This is a genomic window from Mycobacterium sp. smrl_JER01 (assembly GCF_048513595.2).
Lineage (GTDB): Bacteria > Actinomycetota > Actinomycetes > Mycobacteriales > Mycobacteriaceae > Mycobacterium.
The window spans coordinates 4,517,695-4,534,302 of record NZ_JBLXXK020000001.1 but is presented as its reverse complement, the minus strand read 5'-3'; the positions used below and the strand labels follow the sequence as shown (position 1 = coordinate 4,534,302).

Annotated in this window: 21 protein-coding genes; 10 read left to right on the top strand and 11 right to left on the bottom strand. The window is 67.2% G+C overall.

Translation table 11 applies throughout. The features are described from left to right. Positions 1 to 27 precede the first annotated feature (27 nt). The 3 genes from ACNUDN_RS21125 to ACNUDN_RS21115 all read left to right on the top strand — a co-directional run bounded on the left by ACNUDN_RS21125 (position 28) and on the right by ACNUDN_RS21115 (position 2,244). Positions 28 to 1,344 (top strand): ClC family H(+)/Cl(-) exchange transporter, encoded by a 1,317-nt coding sequence (locus ACNUDN_RS21125; RefSeq protein ID WP_419123714.1) that lies wholly within the window; start codon positions 28 to 30, stop codon positions 1,342 to 1,344. Between the two features lie 123 nt (positions 1,345 to 1,467). Next, positions 1,468 to 1,815, top strand: a complete 348-nt coding sequence (locus tag ACNUDN_RS21120; RefSeq protein ID WP_419123713.1) for a CD225/dispanin family protein — start codon at positions 1,468 to 1,470, stop codon at positions 1,813 to 1,815. Positions 1,816 to 1,818: 3 nt separating this feature from the next. Beyond that, complete coding sequence (locus ACNUDN_RS21115; protein ID WP_419123712.1) at positions 1,819 to 2,244, top strand: DUF2752 domain-containing protein; 426 nt, start codon at positions 1,819 to 1,821, stop codon at positions 2,242 to 2,244. Here ACNUDN_RS21115 and ACNUDN_RS21110 read toward each other — a convergent pair. The 3 genes from ACNUDN_RS21110 to ACNUDN_RS21100 form a co-directional block, all read right to left on the bottom strand. After that, on the bottom strand, positions 2,241 to 2,537 hold the full coding sequence (locus ACNUDN_RS21110) for a DUF732 domain-containing protein (RefSeq protein WP_419123711.1): 297 nt from the start codon (positions 2,535 to 2,537) through the stop codon (positions 2,241 to 2,243). The two genes, ACNUDN_RS21115 and ACNUDN_RS21110, sit on opposite strands and share 4 nt — an antisense overlap. Before the next feature lie 280 nt (positions 2,538 to 2,817). Next, positions 2,818 to 2,979, bottom strand: a complete 162-nt coding sequence (locus ACNUDN_RS21105) for a hypothetical protein (protein ID WP_419123710.1) — start codon at positions 2,977 to 2,979, stop codon at positions 2,818 to 2,820. A gap of 79 nt (positions 2,980 to 3,058) precedes the next feature. Continuing rightward, positions 3,059 to 3,451 (bottom strand): hypothetical protein, encoded by a 393-nt coding sequence (locus ACNUDN_RS21100; protein ID WP_419123709.1) that lies wholly within the window; start codon positions 3,449 to 3,451, stop codon positions 3,059 to 3,061. 174 nt (positions 3,452 to 3,625) lie between these two features. Between ACNUDN_RS21100 and ACNUDN_RS21095 the strand changes: the two genes are divergently transcribed. Then, positions 3,626 to 4,987, top strand: coding sequence for an acetamidase/formamidase family protein (locus ACNUDN_RS21095; protein ID WP_419123708.1), 1,362 nt, complete (start codon positions 3,626 to 3,628; stop codon positions 4,985 to 4,987). Here the strand turns inward: ACNUDN_RS21095 and ACNUDN_RS21090 are convergent. Then, positions 4,960 to 5,859, bottom strand: a complete 900-nt coding sequence (locus ACNUDN_RS21090) for a sigma-70 family RNA polymerase sigma factor (protein WP_419123707.1) — start codon at positions 5,857 to 5,859, stop codon at positions 4,960 to 4,962. The two genes, ACNUDN_RS21095 and ACNUDN_RS21090, sit on opposite strands and share 28 nt — an antisense overlap. Before the next feature lie 117 nt (positions 5,860 to 5,976). Between ACNUDN_RS21090 and ACNUDN_RS21085 the strand changes: the two genes are divergently transcribed. Next, a complete protein-coding gene (locus tag ACNUDN_RS21085; protein ID WP_419123706.1) occupies positions 5,977 to 6,330 on the top strand; it encodes a DoxX family protein in 354 nt (117 codons plus the stop codon). 315 nt (positions 6,331 to 6,645) lie between these two features. Then, positions 6,646 to 7,425: a TMEM165/GDT1 family protein gene (locus ACNUDN_RS21080; protein ID WP_419123705.1), complete on the top strand. Its 780-nt coding sequence runs from the start codon at positions 6,646 to 6,648 to the stop codon at positions 7,423 to 7,425. On the opposite strand, the gene ACNUDN_RS21075 is transcribed toward ACNUDN_RS21080, so the two are convergent. From ACNUDN_RS21075 to ACNUDN_RS21060, 4 genes are all read right to left on the bottom strand, one after another. Continuing rightward, positions 7,408 to 7,656, bottom strand: coding sequence for a hypothetical protein (locus ACNUDN_RS21075; protein ID WP_419123704.1), 249 nt, complete (start codon positions 7,654 to 7,656; stop codon positions 7,408 to 7,410). The two genes, ACNUDN_RS21080 and ACNUDN_RS21075, sit on opposite strands and share 18 nt — an antisense overlap. A 69-nt stretch (positions 7,657 to 7,725) precedes the next feature. Continuing rightward, complete coding sequence (locus tag ACNUDN_RS21070) at positions 7,726 to 9,057, bottom strand: MFS transporter (protein WP_419123703.1); 1,332 nt, start codon at positions 9,055 to 9,057, stop codon at positions 7,726 to 7,728. 66 nt (positions 9,058 to 9,123) lie between these two features. Continuing rightward, positions 9,124 to 9,414 (bottom strand): hypothetical protein, encoded by a 291-nt coding sequence (locus ACNUDN_RS21065; protein WP_419123702.1) that lies wholly within the window; start codon positions 9,412 to 9,414, stop codon positions 9,124 to 9,126. 206 nt (positions 9,415 to 9,620) lie between these two features. After that, positions 9,621 to 9,764: a hypothetical protein gene (locus tag ACNUDN_RS21060; RefSeq protein WP_419123701.1), complete on the bottom strand. Its 144-nt coding sequence runs from the start codon at positions 9,762 to 9,764 to the stop codon at positions 9,621 to 9,623. Between the two features lie 287 nt (positions 9,765 to 10,051). Between ACNUDN_RS21060 and ACNUDN_RS21055 the strand changes: the two genes are divergently transcribed. The 4 genes from ACNUDN_RS21055 (at position 10,052) to ACNUDN_RS21040 (ending at position 12,759) form a co-directional block, all read left to right on the top strand. After that, a complete protein-coding gene (locus ACNUDN_RS21055) occupies positions 10,052 to 10,390 on the top strand; it encodes an STAS domain-containing protein (RefSeq protein WP_419123700.1) in 339 nt (112 codons plus the stop codon). Positions 10,391 to 10,487: 97 nt separating this feature from the next. After that, a complete protein-coding gene (gene mbp1 / locus ACNUDN_RS21050) occupies positions 10,488 to 10,727 on the top strand; it encodes a microaggregate-binding protein 1 (RefSeq protein ID WP_419123699.1) in 240 nt (79 codons plus the stop codon). A 26-nt stretch (positions 10,728 to 10,753) separates the two neighbouring features. Continuing rightward, positions 10,754 to 11,161: an STAS domain-containing protein gene (locus ACNUDN_RS21045; RefSeq protein WP_419123698.1), complete on the top strand. Its 408-nt coding sequence runs from the start codon at positions 10,754 to 10,756 to the stop codon at positions 11,159 to 11,161. A gap of 497 nt (positions 11,162 to 11,658) precedes the next feature. Further along, positions 11,659 to 12,759 (top strand): MmpL3/TtfA transport complex stabilizer, encoded by a 1,101-nt coding sequence (locus tag ACNUDN_RS21040; RefSeq protein WP_419123697.1) that lies wholly within the window; start codon positions 11,659 to 11,661, stop codon positions 12,757 to 12,759. A 12-nt stretch (positions 12,760 to 12,771) separates the two neighbouring features. On the opposite strand, the gene ACNUDN_RS21035 is transcribed toward ACNUDN_RS21040, so the two are convergent. The 3 genes from ACNUDN_RS21035 to putP are packed head-to-tail and all read right to left on the bottom strand — an operon-like array spanning position 12,772 to position 16,576. Then, a complete protein-coding gene (locus ACNUDN_RS21035; RefSeq protein ID WP_419123696.1) occupies positions 12,772 to 13,470 on the bottom strand; it encodes a response regulator in 699 nt (232 codons plus the stop codon). Continuing rightward, the gene (locus tag ACNUDN_RS21030) at positions 13,467 to 15,074 is read right to left on the bottom strand and encodes a sensor histidine kinase (protein WP_419123695.1); all 1,608 of its coding nucleotides are present in this window, start codon (positions 15,072 to 15,074) and stop codon (positions 13,467 to 13,469) included. The genes ACNUDN_RS21035 and ACNUDN_RS21030 overlap by 4 nt, the downstream gene beginning before the upstream one ends. Continuing rightward, positions 15,071 to 16,576 (bottom strand): sodium/proline symporter PutP, encoded by a 1,506-nt coding sequence (gene putP / locus ACNUDN_RS21025; protein WP_419123694.1) that lies wholly within the window; start codon positions 16,574 to 16,576, stop codon positions 15,071 to 15,073. The genes ACNUDN_RS21030 and putP overlap by 4 nt, the downstream gene beginning before the upstream one ends. Between the last annotated feature and the right edge of the window lie 32 nt (positions 16,577 to 16,608).

Genomic DNA, 16,608 nt, shown 5'->3' with positions numbered 1-16,608 from the left:
CTTGCCGCCGCCGGGGAGCTGTCGCGCGTGAGCAGAACCGGGGACCCGCCCGCAGGACTTCACCGGATCGCCGCGCTCAGCGCGGCGGCGATTGCCGGAGGACTGATCATCGGTCTGGCCGGCGGGGCGTTCCGCTGGTGCCTGCAGACGGCAGAAACTCTTCGGGTCGATCTGATCGAGTGGGCGCAGCGTCTGCCCGGACCGGGGTGGCTCATCCCGATCGCCGTCGTGGCGGCGTGCGCGGCGGGCGCTGCGCTGATGGTCCGCTGGGAACCCTTGGCGATCGGCAGCGGGATACCCCATGTCGAGGCGGTCTTTCTGGGGCAGGCCACGCTGCCCAGACTTCGGGTGCTGCCCGCGAGGTTCGTCGGGGGCGTGCTGGCCATCGGATCGGGCCTCGTGCTGGGCAGGGAAGGGCCCACCGTGCACATGGGGGCCGCGGTGGGAGCCGAAGCCGCCCGACGCATCCGCCTGTCCGACCCGGAGGCGAGGACGATGCAGGCGGCGATGGGCGGCGCCGGCCTGGCCGTCGCGTTCAACGCTCCACTGGCCGGGGTGCTGTTCACCCTCGAAGAAGTGACGAAATCGTGGCGCGCACAGGCCGTGCTGGTGTCGGTGCTCGCGGCCGCGACGGCTATCGGCAGTTCCCGGTTGTTGCTGGGCGACCAACCCGACTTCCAGGTGGGGCCGGTCGCGGCGCCCGAGGTTGGATGGCTACCGCTTTTCCTCGTATTCGGCGCCTGCACAGGTGTTCTCGGCGCTGCCTACAACGCCGCCGTGTTGTGGGCGCTCGACCATGTCGGCAGGATTCGCCGCATGCCCACAGTGGCGACTGCCGGCGCGATCGGCGCCGGCGTGGGGCTGCTGCTGTGGGTGGCGCCACTGACGGTCGGCGACGGCGACACCGTTACCCAGATGCTCTTGGATGGCCACGAACTCTTCCTGCTCGCTGCGGCCGGACTGCTCGCCGCGAGGTTTGTCACCGGGCCGCTGTGCTATTCGGCGGCGGTGCCCGGCGGGTTGTTCGCACCGCTGTTGGCCGTCGGGGCGCTCTGGGGAACCCTGTTCCTCGGCGGCTTCGCCGCAATCTGGCCGAATGACACCGCTTTCCTTGCACTTCCGATGGTGCTGGCCGGTATGACAGCCTTCTTCGGCGCGAGTGTGCGAGCGCCGTTGACCGGCATCGTCATCGTCATCGAGATGACCGCAACCACCACAGCGGCGGTGCCGATGCTCATCGCCACCGCCGCCGCCGTGGTCACCGCCAACGCCGTCGGGTCTCGTCCGATCTACGACAGTCTGCGCGATCGCATGTCTGCGGCGCCCGGTCCGGCGCAGCCGTGAACACTGTTGTCCGTGTGGCTGGTTGGGATCAAAACCGCGCTGATTTGCCGCTCCAGATCTGATCTTGTCGGCTACTCTTAGCAGGCTTTTCTGAGCTAGTTCCTGGCCTTTCGAGGAGTCGACATGACGCAACCACCGCCCGGCAACTATCCGCCCCCACCGCCTGCGGGCGGCGCGGCCTTTCCGCCTCAACAACCGCAGGGGACGCCCCCGAGTTCGAACTTGGTGTGGGGGATTCTCACCACACTGTTCTGCTGCCTGCCATTCGGCATCGTGTCGATCGTCAAGGCCAGTCAGGTCAATGGTCTTTGGGCACAAGGCCGTTTCGCCGAGGCGCAGGCTTCGTCGGACGCCGCCAAGAAGTGGGCGATATGGGCCGCGCTGGGCGCGGTGGCGGTCTGGGTCATCTACGCGATCCTGATCGCCGTCGGCGCTGTCAGCATGGACTTCGACACCTCCTCGACCTACTGACGGGTGCCTGCGGCGAATTCGACACCTGTGCGCCTCGGCGGCCCGCTGCTGGCGGTCGCCGGGGCGGCGGGGGTCTGCGCCCTGGTCTGGGTCGGTGACCCGACCACGCCCGGTGGGTTCCTGCCGGTGTGTCCGACCAAAGCCCTGTTCGGCGTCGACTGCCCCGGATGTGGCAGCCTGCGGATGATCTATGCGCTGCTGCACGGGGACCTGGCAGACGCGGTCAGGTTCAACGCCGTCGCCGTACTGGCGCTGGCGTTCCTGACGGTCGCCTTCGGCGGGTGGACTTACGGGCGCATCGTCAATCGTCGCATCGTGTCGTGGCACCACCACCGGTGGGCCGCCCCGGTGACGCTCGTCGTGGTCGGAACATGGTTTGTGTTGCGAATACTTCCGTTCGCTCCTTTCACCGCGCTGCGCCCTGGTTAGGACGGGCAATAGGACTGCGTGGCCGCCCCGACGAAGAATCCGCTCTGTTCTGCCGTCCAGCCGGCGGGCTCCATGATTTCCAGCGCGATCTGGGTGGGATCCTGGCCCGCCGCGGCGTACTCGCACACCGCGCCGGCGAGCTGGATCGCGTTGTCGGCGGTCGAGAACGGGATGCCCTGACTTTCCAGAGCGGAAATGAAGATGTCGTCGGTCTCGTCCGCCACAGCCGGCGCCGCCAGCGCGACGGTGAGCCCGGTGGCGGCCGCCGCGGCGAACAACAATCTGCCGTGCATGCGCGTCCCTCCTTACTGGGTTTGCTGATGGGGTCACGCTACGCCGCGGTGGGCGCGGATGACGTTCTTTTGAAAGACGTCGGTTCTGCTATTTCGCTGCGGAAACGAATATCGTTGCTTTCCGACAGCTGAACTGGTGTTATCGGCTCCCGAAATGGAAGAGTTCAGTCCGTCCGGCGAATGCCGATCGAGAAAAGCGAGCCCGCTTCTCAGGTAGTTGCTTTAACAAACTCAGGCAGCGGCGTGCACACGCCGAGAAATTTGCTGCTCGGCGCGTAGGTCAGTTTTCGTCGGGAATCTGACGGTGGCTCTGGGTGCGGGCCGGTGCCTCGGGGTCGTCGTCCTGGTGATCGAGCTTCTGTTGCAGCACACGCTGCTCCTCGGTGGCCTCGGTGGCGTCCTTCGGGGTCGGGGCATCATGTGGGACACCGTGCCGTTCCACGTCATTCCTCCAAGCGTCGGCGGGTCTGTCCCCGACGGTGTTCTCCGATCTGCGGGTGCTGAAACACCGATCTCCCCGGTCACTCGGCGACGACGGCGCAGAACAGCCACGCCGTGAGCCACACCGCGGCGCCGGCGACCGCCAGCGACCCCGGAATGTGCAGGGCGAGGGTCGTTCCCTCGCCGAGATAGGCCTGCACGAAGGTGTAGGCGAAGAGCAGGCCGGCCAGGGCGGCCGACCACCAACCGCGGCCCCGACTGTGCGCCAGGCCGGCGAGCGTGGTGGCGAGCGCGCCGGTGACGACGTGCAGCACGATCGCCGCGGCACCGTGCACATCCTCAAGGGCGTGATTCTGCACCAGTTCACCCGCGGTGACGAAGAGGACGAGGACAACGCCGACGCTCGTCACCGCGGCGGCCCGGGCGGCGAGCAGCCACGGGCGTGATGAGTGACCCAACTCGGCAGTCGGCATCGGGTGACCTCCGGGGTTGTCTCACACAGGCTGCCTCAGCGTAGCTCCGGGATGCGGCCGAAACGAGGTCAGCGGCAACACGGACTTAGCACGGATTTTTCCACGCGGAAATACCGTGCGGGAACCCGTCGGGGGTCGATTTTCCATCCGCCGAGCGCTCGAAAGGTGCCGCCCATGACCGAATTCGCACGACACGCTGCCGAGACGCTGTGGACCGGTCTGGGTAGGCGAGAGTTCCTCCGCGTGGTCGCTGCGGTGGGCGCGGGCGCGGGGGTGGCGGGTGTGGCGGGCGCATGCTCGCCGGGATCGTCGGCCCCGCAGGACAGTTCTGCCCCGGCGGGTGCCGCGTTCACCATCTTGCAACCGGGCCAGGGCGATCCGTCCGGCGATCACTATCTGCAGTCCGTCCCGGACGAGGTGTTGTGGGGATATGTACCCACCGTGCACGCCGAGCCGGTCACGCGGATGGCATCGGGTCAGACCGTGACGATCGACGCGGTCAGCCATGAGGGCATCCTCGAGGATCAGGGGCGTGACCCGGTGGAGTACTTCGGCGCGCAGGGCGTTGCCGAATCAGATGTCCTGCAGGATGCGATCGACATCGCCGCGGAGTACGCCCGCACCCCTAGGGACTTCGACAAGGACGGTCCGCATGTGGTCACCGGCCCGGTGTTCGTCGACGGTGCACAACCCGGAGATGTGCTGAAGATCGAGATCCTGCAAGCGATCCCGCGGGTGCCGTACGGGGTCGTGTCCAGCCGCCACGGCAAGGGTGCGCTGGGGCGCACTGCCGACGCGCAAGCACCGGCCGGCATCACGCTGGCAGAGGTGATGCCGCCGGTCGGCACCGACGGCAGGCCCAGCCCCGACCCCGCACGCTACGGCAACGTCTCGACGTTCACCGCGGTCGAGGACGGCCAGGGTGTGATGACCTACGGTGCCGCGCAGGTGCGATTTCCGCTGCGGCCGTTCATGGGAATGATGGGGGTCGCCTACTCGCAGGACACCGACCCGACCGCCGCATCGGCCAATTCCATTCCCCCGACGCTGGGTGGCGGGAACATCGACATCCGGTTGCTCGGCGAGGGCGCGACGTTCTATCTGCCGGTGTTCGCCGAAGGTGCGCTGTTCTATGTCGGTGATCCCCATATGGCGATGGGGGACGGTGAGGTCGCGCTGACGGCGATGGAGGGCTCGCTACGCGGCACCTACCGGCTGTCGGTGTGCAAACCGGGGTCCGGTGACGCCCCGTCGGTCGCCTACCGTTATCCGTTCGCCGAGACCGCCGACGCGTGGGTGCCGATCGGTCTGTCGGATCCCGACGGTTCGGTCGGTGGTCAGAACAGCGATCTCGACATCGCGATGCGGCGCGCGGTCGTCAATGCGCTTGACTTCCTGGAAACCGACCTCGGCATGGACCGCGCCACCGCCTATGCGTATCTGTCTGCGGCGTCTGACTTTTCGATATCACAGGTGGTCGATCGGACCGTCGGTGTGCACGGTCAGGTTTACAAGTCGCACTTCCCGGAAGGCTGACGCGCCGGTTCGAGGACGTCGCCGTCCCGCACGGCGGAGAGGGTGATCCGGGTGATCAGCCCACCCTGGACCTGAATGTCGATGGTGGCCAACGGATGGCCGCCGGGCGCGATGACGTGAACGTTGCGGCCGTTCACCCGCATCGGTGTGCTGCACCGGATGCGCTCGACGAACAGCCGTGTCTCCTGCGCGACCGCGGTGGCGCCGGTGACCAGCGCCGGCGTCGCGGCGGGGAGCAGTTCGGGATCGGCGGCGCGGACACACCCCGGCGCCAGCATCGCGATCATGCGGTGCATGTCGCCGCCGGCGGCTGCGCGCAGAAACGCGTCGACGAGGTCATCCTCGGCGGGGTCGGCGGAGCCGACGGGACTGGTGCGGTCGGCGGGCCGAAGTCGTGCCCTGGCCCGACTCGCCAGTTTCTTCGCGCTTGTCGGGGTCACGTCCAGGACGACGGCGACCTGGTCGAACGGCACGGCGAACAAGTCGTGCAGCACATAGGCCACCCGTTGGGTCGGGGACAGTCGGCTCAGCAGCACCATCAATGCGCGGCCGACGTCCTCGCGGCGCAGGAAGTCCTCGTCGGCGGCGCGTTCGACGAACTGGGCCGGGTCGGCCCGGTGGTCGAGCAGGTGGCGGCGTTGGCGTTGCCGCAGCTGGTCCAGGCACACGCTGGTCACCGCGGTCGTCAGCCACGCCGGGTAGCTGACGATGTCGTCGCCGGCATGCGACGACACTCGAATCCAGGTGTTCTGGACCGCGTCCTCGGCGTCGTGCAGCGAACCGAGGAGCCGGTGCGCCAGGGACAGCAATCGGGGGCGGGCCTCGACGAAGGCTGTGTGCAGTTCTGCGGACGGGGCGGGACAGGAATTCACCACCGGTCACCTTTCGGATGTGCGGATCGTCATCAGAAGTGAATAGGCAATCTGATCCGACCCAGGAGGCGACATGGCGAGCATACCGAGGGAACCGCGGACGCGAGCGGCCCGACAGTGACGATCTTGGCTGTCACGACGCTGCTGTGCGCCGTCGCCAACGGTGCGATCGCCGTGGCGGACCTGTTCCGCGCGCCGTTCGTGCTGGCCAACTCTGCCGAGGTCGGGGTGGCGACGAGATGGATTCCGTACCTGGCCGGCCTGAAGCTGGCGGGTGCGCTCGGTCTTGTTCTCGGCTTCGTGGCCGCGCCCTGGTTTGGGTTGGCCGCGGCGCTGGGTCTCGTCGGCTTCTTCGTCGGTGCGGTGGGTGTGCACGTCCACACCAGGGTGTTCCACAACATCGCGTTCCCGGCTGTCTTTCTGCTGCTGGCAACGGGGTCGACACTGTACTTCGCCGATGCGGTGGTGTGAATCAGGGGGCACCCTCCGCCGGGATGCGGGACCCCGAACTTTTTCAGTGGAGTGATCCAAACTTATTGTGCGAGAGATGAATTGGAGACCGCCGAGTTGCGTGCTGTGGCGCCGGGCGGGTATCGTCGGGACAGCGAAGGGGAGTAGCCCCCAAATCGGCAATCGACATACTGGTATCGCGAGTACTCTGCGCTACCCGGTTGTCCGGACCGGTCCTGCACCGGTGGGCGAGACCTTCGGCCGTACAGACCTTTCGGGTTGTCGGCCGGAGGCATTGTCTGTCCGGGCGGCACACCCCGACACCGAGGAGTAGTCGTGCTCGCCGCCCTGCTGTTGAGCTTCGCCGTCATCTTCATCGCCGAGTTGGGCGACAAGACCCAGCTGGTCGCCATGATGTTCGCCTTGCGCTACCGGTGGTGGGTGGTGCTGTCGGCCATCACTGTCGCCACCACCGCCGTGCACGTGCTCTCGGTCGCTATCGGTCACTATCTCGGCGCCGCGCTGCCCACCCACCTACTGGGGCTCATCGCCGGGGCGATGTTCATCTTCTTCGGCCTGTGGACTTTGCGCGGAGACTCCCTCACCGACGAGGAGACCTCCCGCGCCGCCAAGGCCACCGCGCCGGCGTTCTTCGTGGTCACCTCGGCGTTCGTGCTGGCCGAACTCGGCGACAAGACGATGCTCGCGACCGTCACCCTCGCCGCCGACAACGACTGGCTGGGGGTGTGGATCGGTTCCACTCTGGGCATGGTCGCCGCGGACGGGCTGGCGATCCTGGTCGGCGCTGTCGCGGGAAAGCACCTGCCGGAGAGGTTGATTCAGATCACTGCGGCGGCGCTGTTCCTGCTGTTCGGCTTCTACATGGTGTTCGAGAATCTGTTGCCGACGCTACCGATGGCGGTCGTCGCCGGCGCTGCACTGGCCCTCGTGTTGGTCCTCGGCGGGATTCTGAGGGCACTTCCCGAGCGGTTGCGCCCGACCGTGTTGCGTCCGACCGTGTTACGTCCGGCCGGACCGGCAATGCTCGACCGGCCCGCCGAGGCGACCGACACCCCGATCGGTGCCGCGACACCGGGCTCAGATGGGCGAGACTGAGCGGATCGCGATCTGGTCGGTCTCGCACAACCGGCAGGTCAGCGCACGCACTTTCAAGCGCAGATTGGCGATCCGCAGTGCGCGCTGACACATCGGGTACGGGCAACCGCACGACAACGTGACCCACCACTGGGCCGGGTGAGCGAGCGGGCCGCAGAATTTTCGGCAGGTGCACAGGATCTCGGGGTCGAAATCCAGGTCTGCCAGCGACGGCTCGAGCAGTGTGGTCACGGCCACCAAGGCTAAAGTGATGGTCGAGACTTTCGTGGGAGGCGCGCGCGAAGCGCCGATCGGGTCCGGTCAGCGCGCGTCGCTGACGTGCCTGCCCGCGTCCCCGGGCAGTCGCAGCGTCTCGATGAGCGTGACCGCGAGCAGCGCGCCGAGCGTGACGAAGGTCCAGGCGAACGAGGTCAGCACTGTCAGCAGCAGCGCGGCGACGGCGATTCCGACGCCCGCGGCCAACTCCTGCACCGTCGCATTGAGCGTGTTGGCGTGGGTGAGTTCGTCACCGTCGACGTCGGCGAACGCCAGGCTGTTGTAGGCGGTGAAGCCGACCGACCGCAGGGCGCCACTGATATAGAGCGCCACCGCGATGAGCACGATCGGTGTCTCGGGCTGCAGCGCGGCCAGCACGCCGAACCAGGCCACCGACGCGACACCATTGACCAGCAGCACGCGCTTGATGCCGAACCGGCGCATCAGTGGTGTCGTGATCGGTTTGATCGTCAGGTTCCCGACGAACAACGCCGCGACCATCAGGCCGGCGGTGAACGCCGACCAGCCGAAGTCGATCTGGAACAGCAGCGGCAGCAGAAACGGAACGGCCGTGATCACCAGGCGGTACAGCGAACCGCCGGAAACCGTGATGCGCAGCGTGCGCACCCGCAGCACCGACAACCGCATCAGCGGCGCCGGCGCGCGGTACAGGTGCCATCCGGCGGCGGCCAGCAAGACGATCGCGACCGCGCCGCCCGCACCGACCAGCGTCCAGGAGGTGCCGCTGATCCTGATGTGTTCCAACGCGATCAGACCGATGGCGATGCCGGCGCCCAGTAACAGCAGCCCGCACCAATCGAACGGTCTGACGACCGCTGCGGGCTTGCCCCGGACCAAGCGAAACGCCAGTGCCAAGCCGATGATCCCGATCGGGATGTTGACGAAGAAGATCCAGCGCCATGACCCGAAAGTCACCATCGCGCCGCCCAGGACGGGCGCCACCACGGGCGCGACGAGCGCCGGCCAGGTCAATACGGCGATGGCCCGCACCAGATCCGACTTCGCGCTCGAACGCAGCACAGCGAGCCTTCCGACCGGAACCATCATCGCGCCGCCGACGCCCTGCAGCACCCGCATCCCCACCAGCATCGGAAGCGAGGTGCTCACCGCGCAGCCCACCGACGCCAGCGTGAACATCGCGATCGCGGCCAGGAACACCGGCCGGATACCGAACCTGTCGGCAACCCAGCCACTGGCCGGGATCAGGATCGCCACGGTCAGCAGATAGGCCGAGATGGCCACGTTGACGTCGATCGCGTCGACATCGAACGACGCCGCGATGGCCGGGATCGCCGGCGCGATGATCGTCGCGTCGAGGATTTCCATGAACAGTGCGCCGGCCACCAGCAGCGCCATACCGCGGGGGAAGGACGGCGACGACCCCGATGCGGGGCCGTCGGTCCGGGACGTGGACTCCAGAGATCAGCCCGCGCAGTTCAGCGTCACGTTGACTTTCTGCTTGGGCTTCACGGTGAACACATTGGTGTCATCGTCGTCGATACCCGGGAAATTCTGGGACACCACCGGCAGGCTGCGCACACTGGCGACGGTGCACTCGGTCAGCGGCGCGCTGCCGACCCGGCTGATCCGCACGTCGTAACCTTGGGCCCGCAACTGGTTGATGGTGGATGCGGCGTTATCGGCCTGGGCCGGGGCTGCGACGGCCAGCGCGGCCGCCAGGGGCAGCAGACCGGCGGCGAGAAATTTCAACATGGTGCATCTCCTTGGGTAAGTGCGTCACTGGCCTGACCAGTAAGGCGAGTGACACCATCGTCGCGACGTGCCAGCTGCAACGCTTGGAGCTTGCCTGGAGATTCCATGGAGATCCCGGGGTGATCGCGGGTGCTTCTCCGAGCACCTTCGCCTACCACGCTAACGCCGGTGGACGCTCCCCGTCGGGTATCGCCGAAGCTGGACGATCAGCCGGCGACGACACCGTTGTAGACGGGGCAGTACGCGTTGACCGCCCCCAGCATCAACTGGGTCGCCCGGTACTCGTCGAGTCCTTCGCCGGCCAGTGATCTGAGCACGCTGCCGCGGATCTCGGCGGGGGTATCGGGCACGCATCAGCCTCCTGAGGGACGTCTGTGCGGGATGGTAGCGCCCGCCGCCGATCACGCCCGGGATCTGCCAGAGTCGGCCGACACGCGTTGCCGCCGGGCCTACCTGCTTACCCCCGAACTCCATCCGTCCCTGTTGACATGACCGCGTCATGCCGCCACCGGGCGGGGTTCGATAATCTAGTGCAGAGGTGTCGCGCTCCGGACACCGCACCGGGTTCAGACTGCAGCCTCCCGACATCATCGGCGACCCCCAGAGCGGTCGCTCCGTGAAAGACGAGGCTCAAGACGTGCAGCAATTCAGCGAACACCAGGTTGACGATGTGGTCGTCGTCGCCGCGCTCGGCGCCGTCGACATGCTCACCGCGCCCGCGCTGCAGGATGTCATCACCGCCGCGCTGGATCGCAAACCCTCCGGACTGATCGTCGACCTGACCGAGGTGGACTTCCTCGGCTCGGCGGGGATGCAGGTCCTGATGACCACCCGCAAGCAGCTCGACGGGTCGGTGCAGTTCGCCGTCGTCGCCGACGGCCCGGCGACCAGTCGACCCCTCAAGATCACCGGGGTGGCCGACTACATCGATCTGTTCTCGACGCTGGAGGTCGCGTTGCGGAATCTGGCCGGGTGACCGGCCCGGTTCGGTCGATGACCTCCAGGTTTGGTAAATCGACGGGCGGGGAACAGACGCTTCGCCAAGCGGTATCCCCGCAGAAAAGGAGCGTCTCGTGAGCGACAACAATTCGGGTCCCGAAGAAGCCGTCAAGGGTGTCGTCGAGGGTGTCAAGGGTAAGGCCAAAGAGGTCGTCGGGGTCGTGACCGGCCGTGACGACCTGCAGCGTGAAGGCGAGGCCCAACAGGACAAGGCCGATGCCCAGCGCGAGGCCGCCAAGAAGGAAGCCGAGGCCGAGAGCGCACGGGCCGCGGCCAAGGCGAACGAGGAGCGGCAAAAAGCCGAACAGGCTTGACCGTTGCGCAGGTATGTTGTCCTGCAATGACCGTCACATCCATTCGCAGTAGGTCGGCCGACAATCGGAGCTTCTCGATAGCGTCGACAGCGCTGGCCTTCACCTGCCGCATGGAAGGCACCGGGACCGCGGCGCGCGCCACGGTCTCGGTGCGTGGCGAGGTCGACGCCGGCAACGCCAAACATTTCGCACACACCGTGCGTGAGGCCTGCGTGGGTTGTTCCGCGCTGGTCCTCGACCTCACCCAGGTGAATTTTCTGGCTTTCGACGGCGCCTCGGCGCTGTATGCGATCAGTGCCCACCTTGCCCGTGAGGACGTGACCTGGTGCGTCGTCGCCAGTCCGGCGGTGGCCAGGGTGCTGGAACTCTGTGACCCCGAAGGTCTGATCCCGGCAGCGACGATCACGTCCGTATGCCGCGCCAAACCCGCCTGACCCTCACCGCCATGCCCGGTTGTACAGCCCGGTTGTGCAGCTCGGCTGTGCGGTGGCGGTCCATTCCAGCGAAGCAGATATCTGGGACCGTCCCAGGCCGTGGGGGCGGGTCTGCTGCCTGGGGTGGACGGACTCCGACGCAGTGGTGCGTTTGCTGCCGTGTCGCGCTGTGATCTAGCGCTCATTTCGAACAACAAAGCTAAGAAATCGTTACGAACTTGTTTTGGTCACACGCGCAACACGACATTGCCGGCATCGGCACACTCCCAGTTCAGGGGTTGTTCAGCTAATTGCCATGTGAACATAACAAAGGCATAACGATGCGCTTCTTAAGTGTGCGCTGAGAGCATTCGCCGCGCAGCTCCGGTTCGGGGAATTCCTCGGTCCGGCCGTCGAATTTCCGTCGCTACACTCGGTTCAGGCGACGTCCGGACGGGCGTCAGGAAATCGGAATCTAGAGCCGGGCAGAGGTTCGTGCCGGCGGAGGTACCAGGCGCATGGCTAACTTTTCGGTGCCCAAGGGGCGCATGTTCCGCAATGGCAGCAGTGACACCGCTGAGACGCAGGTGGCCGGCGAGTCGTCTGTGGACCGGGTGGCGAGCGATCCCGCCGGCGGTGTTGCGCTGGAACGTCGTCTCACCGTGGGCCGCGGGGCGATCGGCGACATCGCCGCGGGCGCGACGGCTGTGGTGATGGCCAATGCCGGCGACGACAGTGTCTCGATCGTCGACAACACCACGCTGACGGTCGTCGCAACCGTCGCCGTCGGTGGTCAACCAACCGCGGTGACCGTGTCCGACGACCGCGCCTACGTCAGCGTCGCAGCGGAGAACGTCGACGCTGTGACGGTCATCGACCTCGATACCCGCGCAGTCATCACGACCTATCCGGTTGCTGTCGGCGTCAGCGCGCTGGCCGTCGGCCCGGCCGGCAAGCGGGTGTACGCCGGACGCGCCACCCACGACCGCGTCGACATCACCGTCATCGACGTCACCGCCGAACGGGTCGGCACCATCGGAATCGGATCTGGTCCGGCAGCCAATGTCGACGCGCTCAGCGCCGACCCGAGCGGCAAGCGGCTGTACGCGGCTATCACCGACGCGGTGGGCAGCCGACTGGTCATCGTGGACACCGAGACGGCACAGGTCCAGCGGGTGGTGCCGGTCGGCTCGCCGATCCGCGACATCGCCTACGCCGGCGGGGCGGTGTATGTGCTGACCTCGGACCGCGCCGACGGTGGTGCCGTGCTCGTCGTCGACCTGACCACGATGCGGGTCACCGACCGGGTCACCGTCGGAGGCGCACCCACCCAGCTGACCATGAGCGCCGACCAGACGCGCGCCTACATCGTCGACTACGACCGGGTGGCGGTGCTGTGCACGCTGAGCCTCGACATCGTCGACTCGCTGACCGTGGATGCGCGGCCGTCGTGCGTCACCCAGGGCGCCGACAGCGCGCGGCTGTACCTCGCCGACTACGCAGGCACCGTCACCGTGTTCTCGGTCGAATCGTCGATCGAGGCGCTGTACTCGGAGTTCATCGCGACCGATCCGATCGCCATGGGCGTCCCGCGCAGGCTGCAGCCGACCCCGGCCTGACCGCGTGTGCGGTCAGCGCCAGCGATAGCGGGTCTTGGGCCGTCCGGCCTTGCCGTAGTCGGTGTGCCGGCGAACAGTGCCCTCGTCGGCCAGGCGCTCCAGGTAGCGCCACGCCGTCACCCTGGAGACCCCCACCTGCTTGGCCACCTCATCGGCAGTGACGCCGTCCGGGTTGTCCGTGAAATCGCGCACCACCCGGGCGATCTCGTCATTGGTGCCGGGAGCCGATCCTTTCGGGGTGGCCGCCCGGTCCGGGCCGATGCGGAGCTCGGCCAGTGCCCGGTCGACCTCGGCCTGACTGGCGGCGTCGGTCCCGGCGGGGAGCGCCTGGCGGTAACGCCGGTAGCGTTCCAGCCGTTCGCGAAAAGCGGCGAAAGTGAAGGGCTTCAACAGATATGCCAGCGCTCCGTGCCCTACCGCGGCGCGCACCATCTCCAGATCGCGCTCGGAGGTGATGGCGATGATGTCGGGCGCCGGCCGCAGTCCCGACAGCGCCGACGCCAGCCCGATCCCGCTGGCATCGGGTAATCCGATATCGAGCAGTACCAGGTCGACGGGTGCGCCGTCGGCCGCGGACTCGGAGGCGATCCGCATCGCGTCGCGGGCCGTGTGCGCCACCGCTGCCACCGAAAAGCCGTCGATGCGTTGCAGATACGTCTGATGCGCGTCGGCGATGAGCATCTCGTCCTCGACGATCAACACGCTGATCATGGGCGCGCCACCGTCACCGTCACCACCGAACCATAGGTCACGTCGGCGCTGAGCCGTCCTCCGTGCCGCTTCACCACCTGCGCTACCAGGGCCAGCCCGAGCCCGTGCCCTTCGGCGCCGTGCGCGGACTTCGTCGAGTAGCCCCGCCGCATGGCCTTTTCGAAGGTGCCGGGATCCATCCCTTCACCGCTGTCGGCGACCCTGATCAACAGCCGACCGTCATGCTGATTCACCGTCACCTCCACCCACGGGTTCTCCGGGTCGCAGGCCTCCATCGCGTTGTCGATCAGATTCCCCACCACCGTGACCAGTTCCTGTCCGGTCAGCAGCAGATCGTCGGTGCCGACCGGAAGCTCGGTGTCCTCGGTGACGGTCAGTTCGATACCGCGTTCGTCGGCCTGCGCGGTCTTACCCAGCAGCAGCGCAGCCAGTGCCGGCTCGCCGACCGCGGTGGAGAGCCTGTCGACGAGTTGTTGGGACAGTTCGAGTTCGGCCGTGGCGAACCTGACCGCCTCCTCGGCACGACCCATCTCCACCATCGTCACGATGGTATGCAGCTTGTTGGCCGCCTCGTGTGCCTGGGCCCGCAGCGAATCGGTCAGTACCTTGAGCGAATTGAGTTCACCCATCGCACCCTGTAATTCGGTGCGGTCGCGGATGGTGACCACTTCCGAACCGTTGTCGTCCTGGCCGGCAGGGTTCCCGACCCTCGACCGGTTGACCACCAGCACGCGGTCGTCGGTCACGTGCAGTTCGTCGCGCGCGCCGGGGTTGTAGGTGCGCAGGAACTCCGGCAGATCCGACGGCGCGACCTCGCCCGCCGGCAGTGACAGCAACCGGCGGGCCTCGTCGTTGACCAGCGCGACGCCGTTGCGGTCCAGCACGATCAACCCCTCGGACACCGAATGCAGGATCGCGTCGTGGTGGTCATACATGACGCGGAGTTCGTCGGGACGCAGCCCATGGGTCTGACGCAGCAGCCGGCGCCGGATGCCCCATACGCCGAGTAGCGAAATAGCAAGAGCGCCAACGCCTACCGCGGCGATGATGGGCCACTGCGCGCGCCAGCGGTCGGCCAGGCTCTGCTGCAGGATTCCTGCGGCGACCAGTCCGATGACACGCCGGTCGGAGTCGTACACCGGTGCCACCGCGCGGATCGAGGGTCCCAGCGTTCCGGTGTAGAACTCGCTGAACGATTCCCCGCGCAGCGCGGGTTCGATGGTGCCGAGATAGTCGCCACCGATCTGGGAGGGGTCGGTGTGGGTGAACCGGGTGCGGTCCGGGGCCATGATCGTGATGAAGGCGATGTCAGTCTGCCTGCGCACCAGCTCGGTGACGGGCTGCAGAACCTCGGTGGCCCGGCCGGATTCGATCGCCTGGGCGGTGGACGGCGAGTCTGCCAGCGCGGTCGCGATGCCCAGCACCTGAGCCTCGGCTGCCGCGTCACCGTCCTGCCGGGCGTCGACGAGCGCCAACACGCTACCGGCCACCACGATCACCGCGATCACCGCGATCTGCAGCGCGATCGCCTGACCGGCCAATGACTGCGGCCACGGGCGGCGGCCCCGTCCCGCCGACGCGACACCGTCCGGGGCGGCCGTCATGCGCGCACTAATTCGTCCATCTCGGAGAACTCGCGTTGGACATCCTCGTCGTGGCGGGCGGTGATCAGCGAGACGGCAACGGCGACAACGGCACAGGCGAAGAAGGCCGGGACGATCTCGTACAGTGTGCTCGCCAACGCGTCGTTGAGACCCCAGACCCCGACGACCGCGGCACCGGTGATCATTCCGGCGATCGCCCCGGCCGAAGTGAGTTTGCGCCAGAACAGCGACAAGATGATCAGTGGCCCGAACGCGGCCCCGAAGCCGGCCCAGGCGAAGCCGACGAGATCGAGGATGGTGCCCCGCGGGTTCAGGGCGAGCAGGATCGCCACCACGGCGACCGTCAGCACCCCGAGACGGCCGTAGGTGACCAGCTTCGTCGGGCTGGACTCTTTGCCGAACGCGCGGTAGATGTCCTCGACCAGCGCCGACGAGCAGACGATGAGCTGCGATGAGATCGTCGACATGACGGCAGCCAGCACGGCGGCGAGCACGATCCCGGCCACAAAGGGGTGGAACATGACCTGCGCAAGCTGCAGGAAGACGGTCTCGGCGTTGTCCAGGGTCTCCCCGCGGCCGTAGAAGTACGCCAAACCGGCGAACCCGGTCGCGATCGCACCCGCGGAGGTGAGCACCATCCAGCTGATCCCGATGCGGCGACCGGCTTTCGCGTCGGCAGCAGAGCGCAGCGCCATGAACCGGATGATGATGTGCGGCTGGCCGAAGTAGCCCAGGCCCCAGGCGGCCGCGGAAACGATGGCCAACACGCTTCCTCCGAACAGCAGTGAGGTGCGGTGGATTTCGTCGGTGGCATTGGCGGCGTTGTGCGCAGCATCGGCCGCCTGGACCAGGTTCACCACTTCGCCCGGCCCGCCCGTGGCGATGACCGCGGCCACGGGAACCGCGATGAGGGCCGCGAGCATCAACAGCCCTTGTGCGACATCGGTGAGGGTCGCGCCGAGGAACCCGCCGAACAGGGTGTAGCTGAGCGTGATCCCGGCGACCAGCAGCATCCCCGTCAGGTAGGACGCGCCGAACGTGGCTTCGAAGAACACGCCACCGGCGACCATTCCCGAGGACACGTAGAAGGTGAAGAACACCAGCACGATGGTGCCCGCGGAGATCCGCAGCACGTGCGACCGGTCGCGCAACCTGTTCTCGAAGAAGCTCGGTACCGTGATCGAGTTGTTCGCGATCTCGGTGTAGACCCGCAGCCGGGGCGCCACGAACCGCCAGTTCAGGTAGGCGCCCACGACCAAGCCGATCACGATCCACGCCTCCACCAGGCCCGACGCATAGATGGCGCCCGGCAACCCGAGGATCAGCCAACCGGACATGTCGGAAGCACCCGCTGACAGCGCCGCGACGCCCGGCCTGAGTCTGCGACCGCCGAGCATGTAGTCGTCGAGATCGCTGGTCTGACGGTAGGCGTAATAGCCGATGGCCAGCATCAGCGCGAAGTACAGCCCGATCGCCAGCGTCTGCGCCGTGGGGCCGGTCATTTCGGAGTCCTCATCGCGCAACCGCCTCTCGT